At 34.8% G+C, this 16,216-nt stretch carries 10 protein-coding genes; 2 read left to right on the plus strand and 8 right to left on the minus strand.

Features of this window, described 5'->3' with window-relative positions:
* Window positions 1-3: 3 nt before the first annotated feature.
* Window positions 4-4,113 carry a hybrid sensor histidine kinase/response regulator transcription factor gene (locus BC781_RS13135; RefSeq protein ID WP_109618432.1) on the minus strand — a complete coding sequence of 1,370 codons (4,110 nt, stop codon included), beginning with the start codon at window positions 4,111-4,113 and terminating at the stop codon, window positions 4-6.
* Window positions 4,114-4,468: 355 nt separating this feature from the next.
* On the opposite strand from BC781_RS13135, the gene BC781_RS13140 reads away from it, so the two are divergent.
* Window positions 4,469-6,583, plus strand: a complete 2,115-nt coding sequence (locus BC781_RS13140; protein WP_109618433.1) for a cytochrome c3 family protein — start codon at window positions 4,469-4,471, stop codon at window positions 6,581-6,583.
* 88 nt (window positions 6,584-6,671) lie between these two features.
* On the opposite strand, the gene BC781_RS13145 is transcribed toward BC781_RS13140, so the two are convergent.
* The 7 genes from BC781_RS13145 to BC781_RS13175 form a co-directional block, all read right to left on the minus strand.
* The gene (locus BC781_RS13145; RefSeq protein ID WP_109618436.1) at window positions 6,672-8,588 is read right to left on the minus strand and encodes a T9SS type A sorting domain-containing protein; all 1,917 of its coding nucleotides are present in this window, start codon (window positions 8,586-8,588) and stop codon (window positions 6,672-6,674) included.
* A 128-nt stretch (window positions 8,589-8,716) separates the two neighbouring features.
* Entirely contained in the window at window positions 8,717-9,772 is a 1,056-nt protein-coding gene (locus BC781_RS13150) for an NAD-dependent epimerase/dehydratase family protein (RefSeq protein ID WP_109618439.1), read from the minus strand.
* Between the two features lie 2 nt (window positions 9,773-9,774).
* Window positions 9,775-10,590, minus strand: coding sequence for an SDR family NAD(P)-dependent oxidoreductase (locus BC781_RS13155; protein ID WP_109618441.1), 816 nt, complete (start codon window positions 10,588-10,590; stop codon window positions 9,775-9,777).
* Window positions 10,591-10,687: 97 nt separating this feature from the next.
* The gene (locus tag BC781_RS13160; RefSeq protein ID WP_158281472.1) at window positions 10,688-11,068 is read right to left on the minus strand and encodes a DUF4174 domain-containing protein; all 381 of its coding nucleotides are present in this window, start codon (window positions 11,066-11,068) and stop codon (window positions 10,688-10,690) included.
* A gap of 57 nt (window positions 11,069-11,125) precedes the next feature.
* On the minus strand, window positions 11,126-11,635 hold the full coding sequence (locus tag BC781_RS13165) for a HugZ family pyridoxamine 5'-phosphate oxidase (protein WP_109618445.1): 510 nt from the start codon (window positions 11,633-11,635) through the stop codon (window positions 11,126-11,128).
* A gap of 64 nt (window positions 11,636-11,699) precedes the next feature.
* Window positions 11,700-12,707: a DUF4249 family protein gene (locus BC781_RS13170; RefSeq protein WP_109618447.1), complete on the minus strand. Its 1,008-nt coding sequence runs from the start codon at window positions 12,705-12,707 to the stop codon at window positions 11,700-11,702.
* A 5-nt stretch (window positions 12,708-12,712) separates the two neighbouring features.
* On the minus strand, window positions 12,713-15,100 hold the full coding sequence (locus tag BC781_RS13175) for a TonB-dependent receptor (RefSeq protein ID WP_109618450.1): 2,388 nt from the start codon (window positions 15,098-15,100) through the stop codon (window positions 12,713-12,715).
* A gap of 184 nt (window positions 15,101-15,284) precedes the next feature.
* On the opposite strand from BC781_RS13175, the gene cysK reads away from it, so the two are divergent.
* A complete protein-coding gene (gene cysK / locus BC781_RS13180) occupies window positions 15,285-16,193 on the plus strand; it encodes a cysteine synthase A (RefSeq protein WP_109618452.1) in 909 nt (302 codons plus the stop codon).
* Window positions 16,194-16,216: the final 23 nt, after the last annotated feature.

Here is a 16,216-nt window from a genome sequence, read left to right on the forward strand (position 1 = left end):
CTATTAACTTTCCGTTTTCTCTATTTTTCTGTATTTCTTCAAATACTCAGAAGGAGTGATATCGAAGTACTTTTTGAAATTGGAACGGAAATATTTAGCATCATTAAACCCGACCAAGAATTGAATCTCTTTGATTGAATTATCGGTATTGGCGATTAATTTTGCAGCATGTTTCAATCGAATAAGTCTGATGTATGCTGTAGGTGATACATTATCATATTTTTTTAGTCGGTTGTAAAGTGTTGCATAGGTCAGTCCCATTTTTTCAGCAAAAATCTGCGTATCAAAGTCGGTTTCTAATAAATTATCTTCAACTACCTTTTGAGCTTTTACCAAGAATGCTTCTTTTTCTGGGTCAGAAGATTGTAGACTTGCATCTTTTTTAGTCGCAAAAAACTGTTTTACAGATTTTCGTTCTTCTAACAAATTTGTAATAGTTGCCTTTAAATAGTTATTCTTAAAAGGCTTCGTGATGTAAGCATCAGCACCACTTTTTATACCTTCTAGTTTATCGACATCATTACTTCTTGCGGTTAGTAAAATGATTGGAATATGATTGAGCATGGCATTGCTTTTAACCTGTTTACAAAGTTCAATACCATCCATTTCATCCATCATCACATCTGATATAATTAGGTCAGGAATTTCTTTTCTCGTTTTATCCAACCCTATTTTTCCATTAGAAGCTATAGAAATATTGTAAAGTTGGTCTAATTCGTTTTTCAGATAAGCAGCAATATCTTCATTGTCTTCAACAATCAAAATACTCTGCTTTTTCTCATCTTTGGTTTCCTCTGTAGTATTGTTGACTTCAAGGACTTTCTTAGGCTTCTCTTTGACTTTCTCCTTAGCTAATTCATCTGGTTTCATGAAGGAATTTCCAGTAGGGAAAGTCAAGATAAACTTCGTTCCTTTTCCTTTTTCACTTTCAAATTCAATTTTACCATAATGAGCATCAACCAATTCTTTTACTAACGCAAGTCCTATACCTGATCCTCTATCCGTTTTGTTTTTGGTCTGATAGAATAGCTTGAACAGATTTTTTTGATCTTCTTTATCAATACCAATTCCTGAGTCACTCACACAAATCTGAAACTCTTTATCTGTTTTCTGATGAATATCAACCAAGATATTTCCTCCCTTAGATGTGTTTTTGAAAGAATTGGAAACAAGATTGTAGATGATTTTCTCAATTGAATCTTTATCAATCCAAGTATTCAGTTTATCGATGTGCGAATGGAAAGAATAGTTGATCTTGTTGTCTTTGGCTATATTCTTAAATGATGAAGTTACCATTCGACAGAATTTGATCACCTCAACTTTTTCAAAACTTACTTTGTGATTGCCCGTTTCAATCTTTCTGAAATCAAGCAATTGATCAAAGAGTACCAATAAACGATCTGTGTTTTGCTTCATTGTGCTTAAGTATTCCTTTACTGAAGCATTAAGACTTTCATCTTGCAATAGATTTTCTAATGGACTAGAAATAAGTGTTAGAGGTGTTCTGAGCTCGTGTGAAATATTTACAAAAAAGCGAATTTTCATGAGGGTAAGTTCCTCTGTCTTTTGAGCTTTAAAATGCTCTAATTCTAGTTGTTGTTTTAACTTATGCCTATTGATAATTAATTCGTTTATTTTCCAAATGATGAGAAACAGAATTACCGCATAAGATAAAAATGCTATCCAAGTAAGCCACCAAGGAGTTTTAATGATTATCTCTAGCTCTCGAATATGCTCACTTTTGATTCCATCACTACTGACTGCTTGAACTTTAAATGTATATTTTCCATGCTTAAGGTTTGAGTAAACCACAGAGCTTCTGCTTGTACTCATCCATTGTTGGTCAAATCCTTCTAATTTATATCTAACATGATTTTTTGAAGGATTACCGAAGTGCAAAGGCATAAAACCTATCTCAATATTATTCTGATTGTGAGCGAGGATGACTTTGTTTGTTTCTCCTAATGTTTTAGGTAAAATAATATCACCATTTATGGTATCTCCTTGCGAAATTGGTTTACCGAATAGCGAGAATGATTCCAATACAATCTGTGGAGAGGTAGGATTGCTCTGGTACACGTTTGGCTGTATTTTGTTCAAGCCTTTATTTGAAACAAAAAGCAGTTCACCTTTGTCGGTATTGATTGCATTTCCAATTCTGAAAAAACTACCTAGAATACCATCATTGGTATCATACTTATGGACTTGATGATTCTTGATGTTGATTGTATTCAATCCATTACTTCCAATCCATAGGGTAGAAGATGCTTTGTCGAAGGCTAAAGATTGAATAGAGTTTGAGCTTAATCCATTAGACTTTCTAAAGACTTCTAGATTTGATTGTTTGAAGTTTAAGCTATCAAAAGTTAGTTTATATAATCCATCTTCTACAGAACCTACCCAAAGGTGTGACTTGGAAGTTCTGAGCATTTCCCAACAAAAGTTGTTGGGTAGGGGAAAGTTCTTTTTCTCTGTGTTATAATGTGAAAAATATGTACGATTAGTTTCATCTTTTATCTTGCAGATACCATCAGGAGAACTCATCCAAAGACAATTTTCGATGGTATCATGATATAAGTGATTTACTGTATTACTTATAATTTGGTTTGAAGCTTTTACTTTCTGTCTATACTTCAGTTTTTCTACTTTAGAGATTCTTCCATTAGCCTCAAATGAGACTTTATTCAGTCCGCGTTTGAATGTACCTATATAAAGTTTGTTGTTATACATCTCTACCGATGTGATGATATTAGAACTTAACAGCTCATTTTTCACATTCTTGAAACGTATATTTCCTTGCTTTTCTTTAGATAGATCAATCTTCCGAAGACCATTTCCCCAACTTGCAATCCATAAGTTTCCAAAAGGGTCTTCACAAAAATCTTCGATACTTCCTTCGCCTTGAGTACTTTCTCCAAAAATCTGATGTCTAGAATATCTTTTTACTTTTCCTTCACTCAATTTAATGATAGAACCGCTATTTAAACCAAGCCATGTCTGACCGAATTTATCTTCATAAGTTGAGTTTACTTTTTCTTTTTCAAGTTCGGGTAAGTAGAGATTTTCAAGTGGAAGCGAAAATGAACTTGTGGAGTTTATCCCAGCTGTAGAAGCTACCCATAAAACATCAAATCTGTCTTTATAAACGGCATTGATTGTATTGCTGAGTAATGAGTTTCGCTTGTTTTGCTCACTTCTGTATAAATCGAATTTGTATTTTCTATACTCAGAGGAAGTGATGCATATTTTGAGTAAACCATTTTTTGAACCACACCAAAGTGCTTGTTTGTCGGGGTAAATAGCACTAAATCCTAGATTTTGAGCATATTTTGGGAGACTTACTTCGTTTAAAACGATCTGTTTTGGGTTTGAAAAGGATTCTGATGAAAGGGTAAATAATTGAGTAGGTGTGGCCACCCAAATTTGATTATTGAAGGATTGTATTGAACGTATATTTTTATGTTTTAGAAGAGATTGATCGATGGAATGATAAGTTTGATCTTCCAAATCAAAAATTAATAGTCCTTTCTTTCGTGTACCTATCAGAAGAAAATTCTTATTGAGAGTCCAAACTTGAGAAATTGATATATCTCCATTTTGGTATGGGAAATGAGTTACTTCTTTTGTTAGAGTATTCAGTTGGAATAATGCATTTCGGAGTGTTCCGATCCATAAATTAGATGAGCTATCTTCAGAAATACTTAAAATACCAAACTCTTTATCGGTGATTTTATAATGATCAAAAGTCTCACTTTGGGGCAGGTATTTATTTACTACACCATCTCTCGTACCGATCCAAAGATTTTCTTGACGGTCTTCAAATAAAGTACTTACTCTACTTGAACTCAAACTACTTGTGTCAGAAGAATTATGAAAGAAAGACTTTATTTCAAATCCATTGTATCTGTTTAATCCATGGTTGGAACCAAACCACATATAGCCTTTCTGATCTTGAACCACAGAAGTAATATTGGTATGAGATAAGCCAATATCGGTTGTGATTTCTCTAAAGTTTAGGGCTTGAGTATTTGAATTGCTTTGGGAAAATACAGATGTATTTATAAAACAATATAGTATAGGTATCAATAAAAAATGCTTCAATCTCATCTTCATCTCGGTTCTTTGTTTAGTTATTAAGAAGCTTGTCTGTTGGTCAATTGTAAAAAGTACTCTTGCACAAAAGTAAGATAATTTCAGGCTTTAATACTTAAAATAGAATTGTACTTTTTTATAATTTTTTATATGCTCAAGATATAGCCCTTTCTTTGTTTGGAAGGGGATTTATTTCAAAAGAGAGGGTGTATATCTTTAAATATGAGTTTTTATGTTCATTTAGACTATTGTTTTACCCATGCTGAATTGTCTACTTGTCTCTCGTTTTGTAGATTCACAAGTGAAACCGAAATCTATGAATAGGATTTTTGGAGTATAAGCTAAACTTTTTAGTTAGCGCTAAAACACTACGACTATGAAAAATAAACTTCACTTATTTTTACCTTTTTTATTCCTTTATTTAGGAACCTCATTTTTTTTATTGAAATGTAATACTCAAAAAGAGCATGCAGAGGTACAATCTCATGAAGAAGTATTTTCCGAAGGCTACATAGGGAGTAAGCAGTGTATTTCATGCCACCAAGAAGAGACTCAAAAATGGCAAAACTCTCATCATGATTTAGCAATGCAAAAAGCAACACCTAAATACGTAAGAGGTGACTTTAATAATGTAAGATGGGAGCAAGACAGTATGCAGTACCTTTTTTACCAGAATGATTCTAGCTTTTTTGTGAAAATAACGGAAGAAGGAAAAACAACTGACTACGAAGTAAAATATACGTTTGGATGGGAGCCTCTACAGCAATATCTAATTGAATTCCCTAATGGAAAATATCAGACGCTAAGAGCAACTTGGGATACTGAACTTGAAAAGTGGTTTCATCAATACCCAGATTCAGTCATTCCGTCACACGATTGGTTACACTGGACTGGAAATGCTCAGAACTGGAATAACATGTGTGCGGCTTGCCATAGTACAAACTTGCATAAAAACTTTGATGAAGAAACAGATTCTTACAATACTACTTTTTCAGAAATAAATGTGGCTTGTGAGGCTTGTCATGGACCGGGAGAGGAACATGTAAAAGCTATGAATGCGGGAGAAGAGTATAAAGATGATGTTTGGAGTATTCGTTCTCAAGAAGCGCAAATCAGTGCTTGTGGAACTTGTCATGCTCGTAAAACCATGATCACAAATGACAATAATCCACACCCAGAATATTTAGACTATTTTTTCCCCGTATTACTGACGAAAGATAACTATCATCCTGATGGGCAGATTGACAATGAAGATTATGTGCTAAGCTCATTCCTCTCTAGTAAAATGTATGCGGAACATGTGAGATGTACAAGCTGTCATGATCCGCATACAACGAAGCTGAAGTTTAACGGAGATATGACAAAAGTGTGTTTACAATGTCATAGCCCTAAATATACCTTAGAAGAACACCATTTCCACGAGATGGGTAGTGAAGGTGCTGAATGTGTAAACTGTCACATGGACGGTAAGGAGTATATGGGAAATGATTATCGTAGAGACCATAGTTTCAGAATTCCGAGACCAGACCAAAGTGTAGAGTATGGAACTCCAAATGCTTGTAATAAATGTCATACCGATAAGTCACCTACCTGGGCTAAAGAAGCTGTTGAGAAGAACTTTGGGAAAGAAAGACCTTATCATTTTTCAGATGACCTTTTACCAGGAAGTAAATTGGATGAGAAGTCAGCTCCTTATTTATTAAAGCTGATTAAAGACCGTACACAAAATGATATTGTGAGAGCAACAGCATTACAATATTTATATTATGTGTATGAAGATAAACATGCAGATGTGTTCATTAAAGCTTTAGAAAAGGAAGAAACACCACTTGTGAGACAAGCAGCTTATCTAAATATTCTGCAACTTCCAATATCTAAGGATTTACCTCAAATGTGGGAAGGTTTGAATGATTCCACTCGAGCTATTCGATTGGCGAGTTTCAGACTGTTGGCAGATCAAAATGTTCCTCAAACTTATCAATCAGCTTATAATACAGCAAAAGCTGAGTATGAAGAAATGCTATATGCCAATGCCGATATGGTAAATGGACAAGTGCAAAAAGGGGAGTACCATTTAAGAATGGGAGAGCCGCAAAAAGCGATTAAAGCCTATCGTTTTTCATTAAAAATGGATAGCCTACAAGTGCCTGTTAGAATAAATCTTGCAATCCTTTTAAGTCAAGAAGGCCAGACTTATGATGCAATTGAAACTTTAGAGCCTTGTCAATTCATTGAAAAGGAAAATCCATTGCCAATGTATTATTTAGGCTTGCTTTATAGTGAGTTAAATGATTTTGGAAAAGCGAGTTTTTACATTGAAAAGGCAGCGGAGTTAGATCAAGATAATGACAGTTATATGTATAATCTGATTGTCATTAAAATGAAAGGAAAAGAGCTTGAATCTGCTTACAGATTATATAGCGAAGCACTCCAGAAATGGCCTAATTCTCAAAGAATTAATAGTCTAACACCTTATTTTAATCAGCAATAAGAATTTAAAAAATAGCTGTTTAAAAGCCTTTCAGTCAGAAATAATTAACCTCTGATTGAAAGGCTTTTTTATATATCGGTATGTAATACTAGTGAATTACAATTTTTTGATGATTAACTCCTTCTTCCGATTCAGACATAATCAGATAAATTCCCTTTTTTATATGGCTGAGGTCTAGGACTTCGGCACTTTCACCTTCAATTTTATGCTGATACACTTTTTTAGAGTCAGGAGCTATGATTTCAACTTTGATCGGGAATTTGAAGTTATTTTTTAGAGTAAAAGTCCCCTTATTTGGGTTTGGGTAGACTGTTACGGTTGTATGTTTTGCTTGAAGAATGGGTAGCGAATGATCCCAATCAAAATCATGTAAGCTAATTGTTTCTTGTTCTGTACAATTCTGATTTCCATGAATGTAATTGTGCGAGTGTGTTTCTATTTGATCATTTTTCAGAATATTTATTTCTGATGATTTCGTGTAAACACTTAATTTCTCACCTACACCAATCTGAAATTTCCGTCCGAGAGCATTAATGACTTCAATGGATTGGAATGCATTATTATTTTGAATCTCCCAAAAATAGAATCCTTTCATTTTTGCGCATTCGATAGCCGTAGCGGAGTAATCTTCAAACTCTTTTTCGGTTTTTAAATGTAATTCTTCAGACCCATGCTGAGTTTGATATTTCCAATCGAATTTTAAATTCAAAGCTTTAGCTTCTTTTTGATGGACAAGAGTGATATTGTCTAGATCGAAGGATAATGATTTATTTTCTTCTAGAATCAGCTTGCCTTTGCCTACGTAGAATGCGTTTCCGTCATGTGAAATTTTATTTAATGCCGTTTCCAATTTCCAATGAAATCCATTGATAGAAAGGTTGAGTAATAAAAGTGCTGTTGAACCCTCAGATTTTTGAATTTTAAATGATGATGAAGTTAGTGAGGTGAAATTCTGAGTGGTTTTGACATTGGAAAAGATATTGGAGATGACATCATTTAGATGAGTTTTTTTATCCAAAGAATGCTCTTCAATTTCAACTAGATCATAACTGAAAGCTTGCCCTTTGATGCTATCATTTTCCTCAATAATTTGGCTGTTATCCTCTTTAATTGGTGGACTTTGGTGGTAATCACATTCACCTTCTGTACGACAGCTTTCTTGAACATCTTGAAGGTTATCACAACCTTCAGCATTCAAATTTATATCACTGTCATCGGTCAAGTTTGCATCAAGAAGAACGCAGCAAAGAGATAGTTTTGGGTTTCGTCGGATAATCGCTTTGACAGAATCTTCAGAAACAGGAAAACCTTCCAGCGTTTCTAGCTGAGGATTGAATCTGAGGTCAATTTCTTCTGTGGCTGGCAGACTTTTACTATTCTTATTTTTTAAATTTTGGATTCTTGTATTCGTAATATTAATCAGAGACATTTTACCTATTCCCGTAAAAATTGGTAGTTCAGTGATTTTTACACCGACTATTTCAATTGACTTGAGATGCAGATTTTGAGGTAATTCAGTGATGATGTTAGCGAATTTGAGATTGAAGTGTTCAACACTTTCTTTCAATTCTGTAGGAATATCAATCGAAACTAAGTTTGGGACTTGGACTATATTTAGCCTTCTATTTTCAATTTCCCCCTGTAGCTTAAATCTTTCGAGTCTTATCGCATTCAGAATTTGAAAACGCCCGACTTTCGTGATTTGAAGATCAGTGACCTCTTTTACAAAGTTAGATGTAATTCTTAGTTGCCCAGTGACCAATTCAAGTTCCAAAGCAGCAAATGATGTGATTGGGTCAGCCTCGGATTGTGTACCATCTTGAATATTCAGATTTCCATCAATTGTCGTAACACCTAAGTCTTTGAGGGTTTGAGCAATTCCATCAAGTTGCATTTGTGAGGTAAGGTTGAGATCTCCAACCCAAGTATTTCCATTTACTTGTGCGTTTGCATGTTGGACTAAGCCCCAAAATATGAGGAAAAGTATTGGTAGTAGTTTGTTCATTGTTAGTCGTATTCTTAAAAGTGTCTCGTAGTTAGCTTATTTTATACCTAGAACAAGATCGAGAAAGTGAATAGGGGAAAGATGTGACTTTTGAGAGCTTTATCAATAAAAATAAATAGTATGAAAGCTTACCAAGGGCGTTTTTCATTAATAGTTTTCCAAGTCTCATAGTTATCTTTTGCAGCTTGAAGAAGTTTAGGTAGTTCCTCTTTTATATTTCGCTCGGGTTGCCAACCAAGTTCATTTCTCACTTTTGAAATATCAAATTCATAATGTTCGTCTGAAAGCTCGATCATCCAAGCTTGTACAAATCGTCTTTTGTTTAATAAAGAGGAAAGAAAGCCTAAGAATTTAGCTCCAAAAAGAGTGAGAGACTTTGGGATTTTTATGATGACACCTTTCTGATTGAGAAATATTTTTGAACTATTAGAATGAATATCATGATAAGTCAGCGCTTCTTCTTCTCCGATTAAAAACCTGTGATAGCCCCTTTCAAAAGTATCATTCTCTATTACTTTTAATAGGAGTTTTACTACATCATCTAGGTGTACGTAAGTGAGTCCTCTATTTGTGTCAGAAGGATAGAAGAATCGTTCTATTTTCTTTTCACTTACATTTTTAACCAAATGGTATAAAGGTACAATTTCAATGTTGTCAGAATAAACAGCCGCTAAGACCAAAGAAAAAAATGGATGTTGAAGTTTTTTACCTTCTAAATATTTTTCCATTTCAAGCTTCCAATAAGGGTATTGCCACATGCCTTTTCTTGGACTATCTTCCGTTTGTTTGATACCAGGAGTTGTTGGAAGCATTGATGCCATTGAGGAAGAAAAAATAAATTTAATTGTACTCGGAAGAGTTTCTGAATGAAAATCTACCAAGTCACAAAATCCATTGTAAACATCTTGGTAAAATGGGTTCGGCTTATTGGAAAAGTCATAATAAGCGGCTAAAAATACAATGCCGTGAAGTGATTCAACTTCTTTTTTAATACAGTCTTTAATGACTTCAATATCTTCTTTTTTACCTAAATCACATTCTGTAAAGTGCTCTTCAGGAAAGATTTTAGTAGGAGTTTTCTTATCAAAAGAAATGACTGTGTAAGTTTTACTTACTTCTTGAATGAACGCTCGGGCAATGAATCCAGCTCCACCAATCACAATTATTTTTCTACTTGCTTCCATATTTATGATTTTGGTGGATATTTTTTATTGATCACAAAGTATTTACTTCCTAGTTTAATTAACCATTCACTCAGACTCAAAGAAAAACGTCCTAGCCGATAAGCACAGGCTGTTGTCCAAGATGGAAAAAGGACTGATTTATGAGATTGAAGTGCTTTTAGACAAGCATGACTAACTTCTTTCGTCGATTCTTGAGGCATATATTTATGCATGTCATATTCTGAAGCAATATGAGTTTTCACAAAGCCTGGTAAAATGATCTTCACTTTGTCTTCAAAAAATGGGTTTTCCATTCTCCAAGATCGAAGAAATTGGAAAAGAGCAGCTTTTGAAGCAGAATAACTTGCATTGGTAGGAAATGGTAATTCACTAGTGAGCGAACCGATTGCTATAATCCTAGGAGAGGATGACTTTTTCAGTAATTCTTCTAGTTTTTGTATCAAGAAAATATGGGAGGTGTAATTGACTTTTAATTCTATCTGAATGTCTTTTAAGCTCAAATCTTCAAAAATTCGAGAGTGTGCAATTCCCGCACAGAGTATGAGTACATCGATTTTGGGAATCTTGGAATATAATTTTTCAATGAGTGTCTCAATTTGGGTTTCATTGCCAATATCATAAGGCATAGGAATAAATTCACCTCTTGAAATAGGATTTAAACGTTGAGCTGTCTCATTTAGCTTCTCTTCACTTCGGGCAATGCCGAAAACTTTAAATCCTCTTTCGATGAAGTCAATACTGATCTGCTTTCCAATTCCTTTCGATGCCCCCGTAATGACCATTATTTTACCATCTCCTCTGATCTCGTTCAGACTCATAAACCATTGATCCTCCTTGTAAATTCACAAAAAATATTGGAATAAGGTTCAAGCGGTATTTATAAGAAAGACTTCTAAAAGAAGAAATCAGAAATATTTACTCTCTTGTCCTTTTTTCTAATTCTGCTTTTCGCATGGGCATTTGATCGATCAAAGAGAATAGTTCAGCAGTTGTTACAAGAGTTGCTCTTTCTAATTTTATTCCTCCGTCAAGACCAATAAGAATAAACTTGAAATCGGAATTATCAGGGTTAAACTGATCTGAAAAAGTTGTTTCAGAATTCCATTTCAGTGCTTCTAGACCTTGAGCATACTGATCTGGAAAAACTTGATAAATTACAATTTTTCGATCGTTAAGTTCTTCTTTATTTTTCTTGAGTAAGTTGAGTTGCTTTTGGAAGATAGAATTGGAAGAATCTTGTGTACAAAGAATCACCAGTCGATCTTTCCACTGGTGATTTTCTAGTGATTGGGACATACAAATTGATAATTGAGTAAGGGTTAAAATAGTAAGTAGAAAGTAGCTTTTGTTCATTTATTTCTTGTCAATAACAATATGTGAAAGCTCTCCAGTTGTTACATCAACCGTAAATGCTTTTCCAAAACCTACGACATATTGTCCATTGAATGGTTTTAGTGCAATTAAATGAAAATCGTTCAAGCCTCTGAGAACACTTACCGTATTTCCATGAACTTCAGTCATCTGATCTAAAAGTGTATTAAATTCATCTGTACCTTTTTCAACTTCATCGACTTCACAAGCATAAGTCATACGTTCTCTTGCGAAGATATTTTTGCTTTCAGCTTCATTTTGAGCAAAAAACACCGAAGCTTTCTTTTGACCGAGAAGGTTTTTTGTGTGATTCGATAGTTCACTGACAAAAATATAGAACACACCTTTTTCATCTTTTACGAAAGGAGCGTAACTGATGTCAGGGAATAAATCAGCAGTCAGACTAGAAATATAAATACTCTTGTGGCCATCAACCAATGTCTTTGCTTGTTTGCTGTAGTTCTGAAGTTCTTCTTGGCTTAATTCTTTCATAAAAATACGTTGTTTAGTTTTAGTTATTTAGACTAAATTAAAATAAATATTTTTAAGACTGAAATTAATCCTCTTCAATTGGTGGAGTTGTATCGATTTTTCTTCCCAAACCACTAATTGTAGAACCACAGAAAATACCTACAACTTTCCCTTGCGAAGCTTCATTTTTGGGACGAATATTTGAAAAAACATTTTCAACAGGGCGAGCAAAAAGACCTCCGTTTTCCATCTGACTGAGTGCTTGATTCATGTATTCAAATGTCGTTTCAGTAATTGAATGAATTTCAACATAAACAGAATCACCAACTTCATAATTCGGAATTGGTTCTTCAGATTCATCTTCTTCAGGGTCAATTGAACCATCTGGATTTATACTTTCTCTAATAGGGACAATGAAAGTATTTCCATCTGTACTATTATTTTGATCTGGTGAAAAATTAGAAAAAGCAGCATCGTAAGCGAAAACAGCTTCGTCTGGTTTGTTTAGATAAACACCATTTTTATATGCTTTAATCCAATAAGTATCTCCAACTCCTACAAGATCTTTTGCCCAAAAAGAAGCTACGATTTGTTCGATCGGATTTGCAACATTTATCTCTCTAGTTACGAATTGGATTGAATCAATCTTTGGGACACGTTCAATAGAAGTGAAAGATTCAAAACTCCATCCATTTGGTAAGTCAATTTCTAACTGATATTGATTTTCATAATCATTTCCTCTATCAATTAATTCACCTTCAGGTCGTAATCTTGTAACAAGCGTATCTGCTTCAGTAGCTGGAGTCCAAGTGTATAAGCCATCTTGATCTTCATCTGTAAATTCTAATTTTCTACCAGTTTCTAGTTCTGTGATAAAGACAGAAGCATTAGCTTCCACTTCAAAATCATCTGTAGAAAAGAATGGTTTTGAATAAGTAAGCTTAACTGTTTGTTCTTCAAAATTGGTATTAATGAAAGACTCAACTACCAATTGTTGATCACCTGCTTCTACACTGATATCTACAATATCTTCACAGGCAGTAAGCGTAGAGAATAGAGCGATAGAACTCAGTATATTTATATATTTTTTCATTGGAATTAGAATTTGAAATTGTATGAAACAGAAGGGACGATTGTACCAATAATAGAAGTCTGAACAGCTTGATTGTACTGTGGCTGATCTATGGTAGGTCTACCAACTGCTTGTTCGAAATAAATAGAGAATGGATTTTTGTTACCATACAAGTTGTAAATAGAGAAGACCCAATTTGATTGATATTTTCTATTTTCATTCTTTTTAGGCTTGTAAGTAATAGCGGCATCCAGTCTGTGGTAAGCAGGTATTCTAAAGTTATTTCGTCGTTCAGAAGGATTGTGAGGAATTAACCAATCTCCAATTTCATAGGTATTTGTCGCAAAAGTAGCTGGCGTACCCGATAGGTAAGTGAAGCTTGAAGAAATACTCCACTGCTTATTGAAATCGTAGAATGTTACAATTTTCAAGTTATGAGGTTGATCAAAACGAGCAGCATACCATTCGTTATTATTGATCCCTTGAGCAAGTCGTTCTGTTCTAGATAAAGTATAGCTCAACCAACCTTGGAAACGTCCTTTTTTCTTTTTGAAATACAATTCAAGTCCATAGGCACGACCTTTTCCATCAATCAATTCTCCTTCCAAGAAAGGATTTAGTAGAAGTTGTGCGCCATTTACATAATCAACTAACTGAGGCATATCTTTATAGTAGGTTTCAACAGAAGCTTCGTATGTATTGTCTTTGAAGTTTCTGAAATACCCAATTGAATATTGATCAGCTTGTTGTGGTTTGATTTTATCTGTTGTTGGCCACCAAATATCTAAAGGCGTAGAAGCTGTAGTATTAGAGATGAGGTGGATGTATTGGTGCATTCTGTTGTAACTCGCTTTGATTGAAGATTCTTTGTTCAACCCAAATTTTACTGATAGACGAGGTTCTGGAGTAACATAAGATTTTATGATTTCCCAATCATCGTAAGTTTGAGCAGAACTAAAATCAATGTCTTTAGCCCAACCAGCTCCTTTTTCAGACTCATTGTAATCAAATGTAGTCGCTTCCCCTAGATACATGAAAACAGGTAATCTCAGTCCGTATTGGATTCCAATATTGTCTGTGATTTTCCATTCGTGACTGAAATAAATGGCACTTTCTAGTGCTTGCATATTAGGAATGCTGAACTCTGCAACATCTCCATCTGAGGTTGCTTGTACATCTGCAGGTGTGAATTTATAAAGATTGCTCGATGCTCCAAAAGTCCATGAACTTCTGCTTGAAGGAGCGTAATTCAAATCTACAGAAGTGTTGTAGGTTGTAATATCAGAGTCCCAATCAAACTTGTCATCCCCAACACCAAAACCAAGTGTGTAATCATATTTACTGACAAATGCAGTTGTGTTCAATGTCCAATTCATATTGAACAGGTGATTCCACTGAAGTGTAGCCGTATTATTTCCCCAATTATTTCTGAAAAGACTTTCGGCTGCAAAGACATCACGTCCTGTATAGGCTGTAAATGAAATATTATCTTTCTCGCCAACTTTCCATCTCAGTTTTCCAGAGAGGTCATAAAAGTAAAAAATTGAACCAGCCAAGTCATCATTTAGAAATGGTTGAGACAACACATCGATGTATGATCTTCTTCCAGCCACAAGAACAGAAAGTTTGTCTTCAACAATTGGGGCTTCTACAGAAAGTCTACTAAAAATAAGACCAAGTCCTCCGTTCACTTTCCACTTTTCAGTATCGGCTTCTTGCATTTTTACGTCCAAAACAGAAGAAAGTCTTCCTCCATAATTTGATGGAATACCACCTTTAATTAGTTGTACATTTTCTACCGCGTCAGGATTGAAAATAGAGAAGAATCCAAAAAGGTGAGATGAATTGAAAATAGGTGTTTTGTCCATTAAGACAAGGTTTTCACCAACACCTCCACCACGTACATTGAAGCCGGAAGAGCCTTCGCCTACTGAACTTACTCCAGGTAGTAATTGAAGACTTTTGATGATATCAACTTCACCAAGTAGAGCAGGGAGCTTCTCAACAACCTTTACATCTAGTTTTTGAGTACCCATTTGCATACCACTTACATTGATGTCTTCTCGTTCGCCTGTTACTGTGATTTCATCGAGTTTTTGTCCACTTTCTTCCAATTGGAAAGTGATTCCAGACATGGATTGTGTGACATTTAGCTGTTTTTCTAGGTCAAGAAAGCCCACATAGGATATGACAAAAGTGTAGTCTCCTGTTGGGATGCTCATATTAAAAGCACCATTAAGGTCTGTTGTCGTTCCAGACTTTAGTTCTTTTACATAGATGGTCGCCCCAAATAAGGGCTCATCATTTAGCTTATTCTTGACTTCACCCTTAAGAGTGATTTTACTTTGTGCACAAACTATGTTTGTAGCGGAAATAGTAAATAAGATTAAAATGAGGTAGCGTAACTTTCGCATTTGGTATATGTTCTTAGCAATATTAAATGGTTGAAGTTCTTTGGATAGTCTTGATTTCTCTCAAAAAAGTTTATCTTCAAGTGGTCTTTCTATAAAGAGTTCTTTTTAACAACTTTATGGAGACCATTAAGTTTGCGAATCTATTAAAATAAGAAATCTATCACCTATTAACTCTTGTTAAAATATGAAATTTAACAATGTATTAGAGAATATCGGAAACACCCCCCATGTCCGTTTTTCGAGATTGTTTCCAGACCATGAAGTTTGGATGAAATTAGAGAAATCTAACCCAGGAGGAAGTATCAAAGATCGTATTGCTTTGGCAATGATTGAAGATGCTGAAAAGAGTGGCAAACTTAAAAAAGGAGATGTTATTATCGAGCCTACATCTGGTAATACTGGCGTAGGTGTTGCTATGGTTGCTGCTGTAAAAGGCTACGAAGTTATTTTGACAATGCCCGAGTCTATGTCTATTGAAAGACGTAGAATCATGTCTGTTTATGGTGCTAAATTGGAATTGACACCAAAAGAGAAAGGAATGAAAGGGGCTATTGAAAGAGCAGAACAGCTCATTAGTGAAAACCCTAATTCATGGATGCCTTCTCAGTTTGATAACCCATCAAACATTAGAATTCATAAAGATCAGACTGCTCAAGAAATTCTGAATGATTTTCCTGAGGGAGTTGACTATATGATTACTGGTGTAGGAACAGGAGGTCATATTACAGGAGTTGCAGAAGTTTTAAAGGAAAAATGGAGCGACTTTAAAGTATTTGCTGTTGAGCCAGAAGCTTCGCCAGTAATTAGTGGTGGAGAGCCAGGCCCTCACCCTATTCAAGGGATTGGAGCAGGTTTTATTCCTGTAAACCTTCATACAGACATTTTGGATGGAGTTGTAAAAGTCTCTAAGGAAGAAGCTTTTAAATATGCTCGTTTGGCTGCAGAGAAAGAAGGTGTTTTAGGAGGGATTTCTTCTGGAGCTACTCTAGCTGCAATTGCTAAAAAAGTGGCTGAACTTCCAAAAGGAACAAAAATCATAGGTTTTAATTACGATACAGGAGAGCGTTATTTCTCTGTAGATGAATTGTTCTAATCTAAGATTTTAAATGGTGGTGA

The sequence above is a fragment of the Sediminitomix flava genome (assembly GCF_003149185.1).
GTDB lineage: Bacteria > Bacteroidota > Bacteroidia > Cytophagales > Flammeovirgaceae > Sediminitomix > Sediminitomix flava.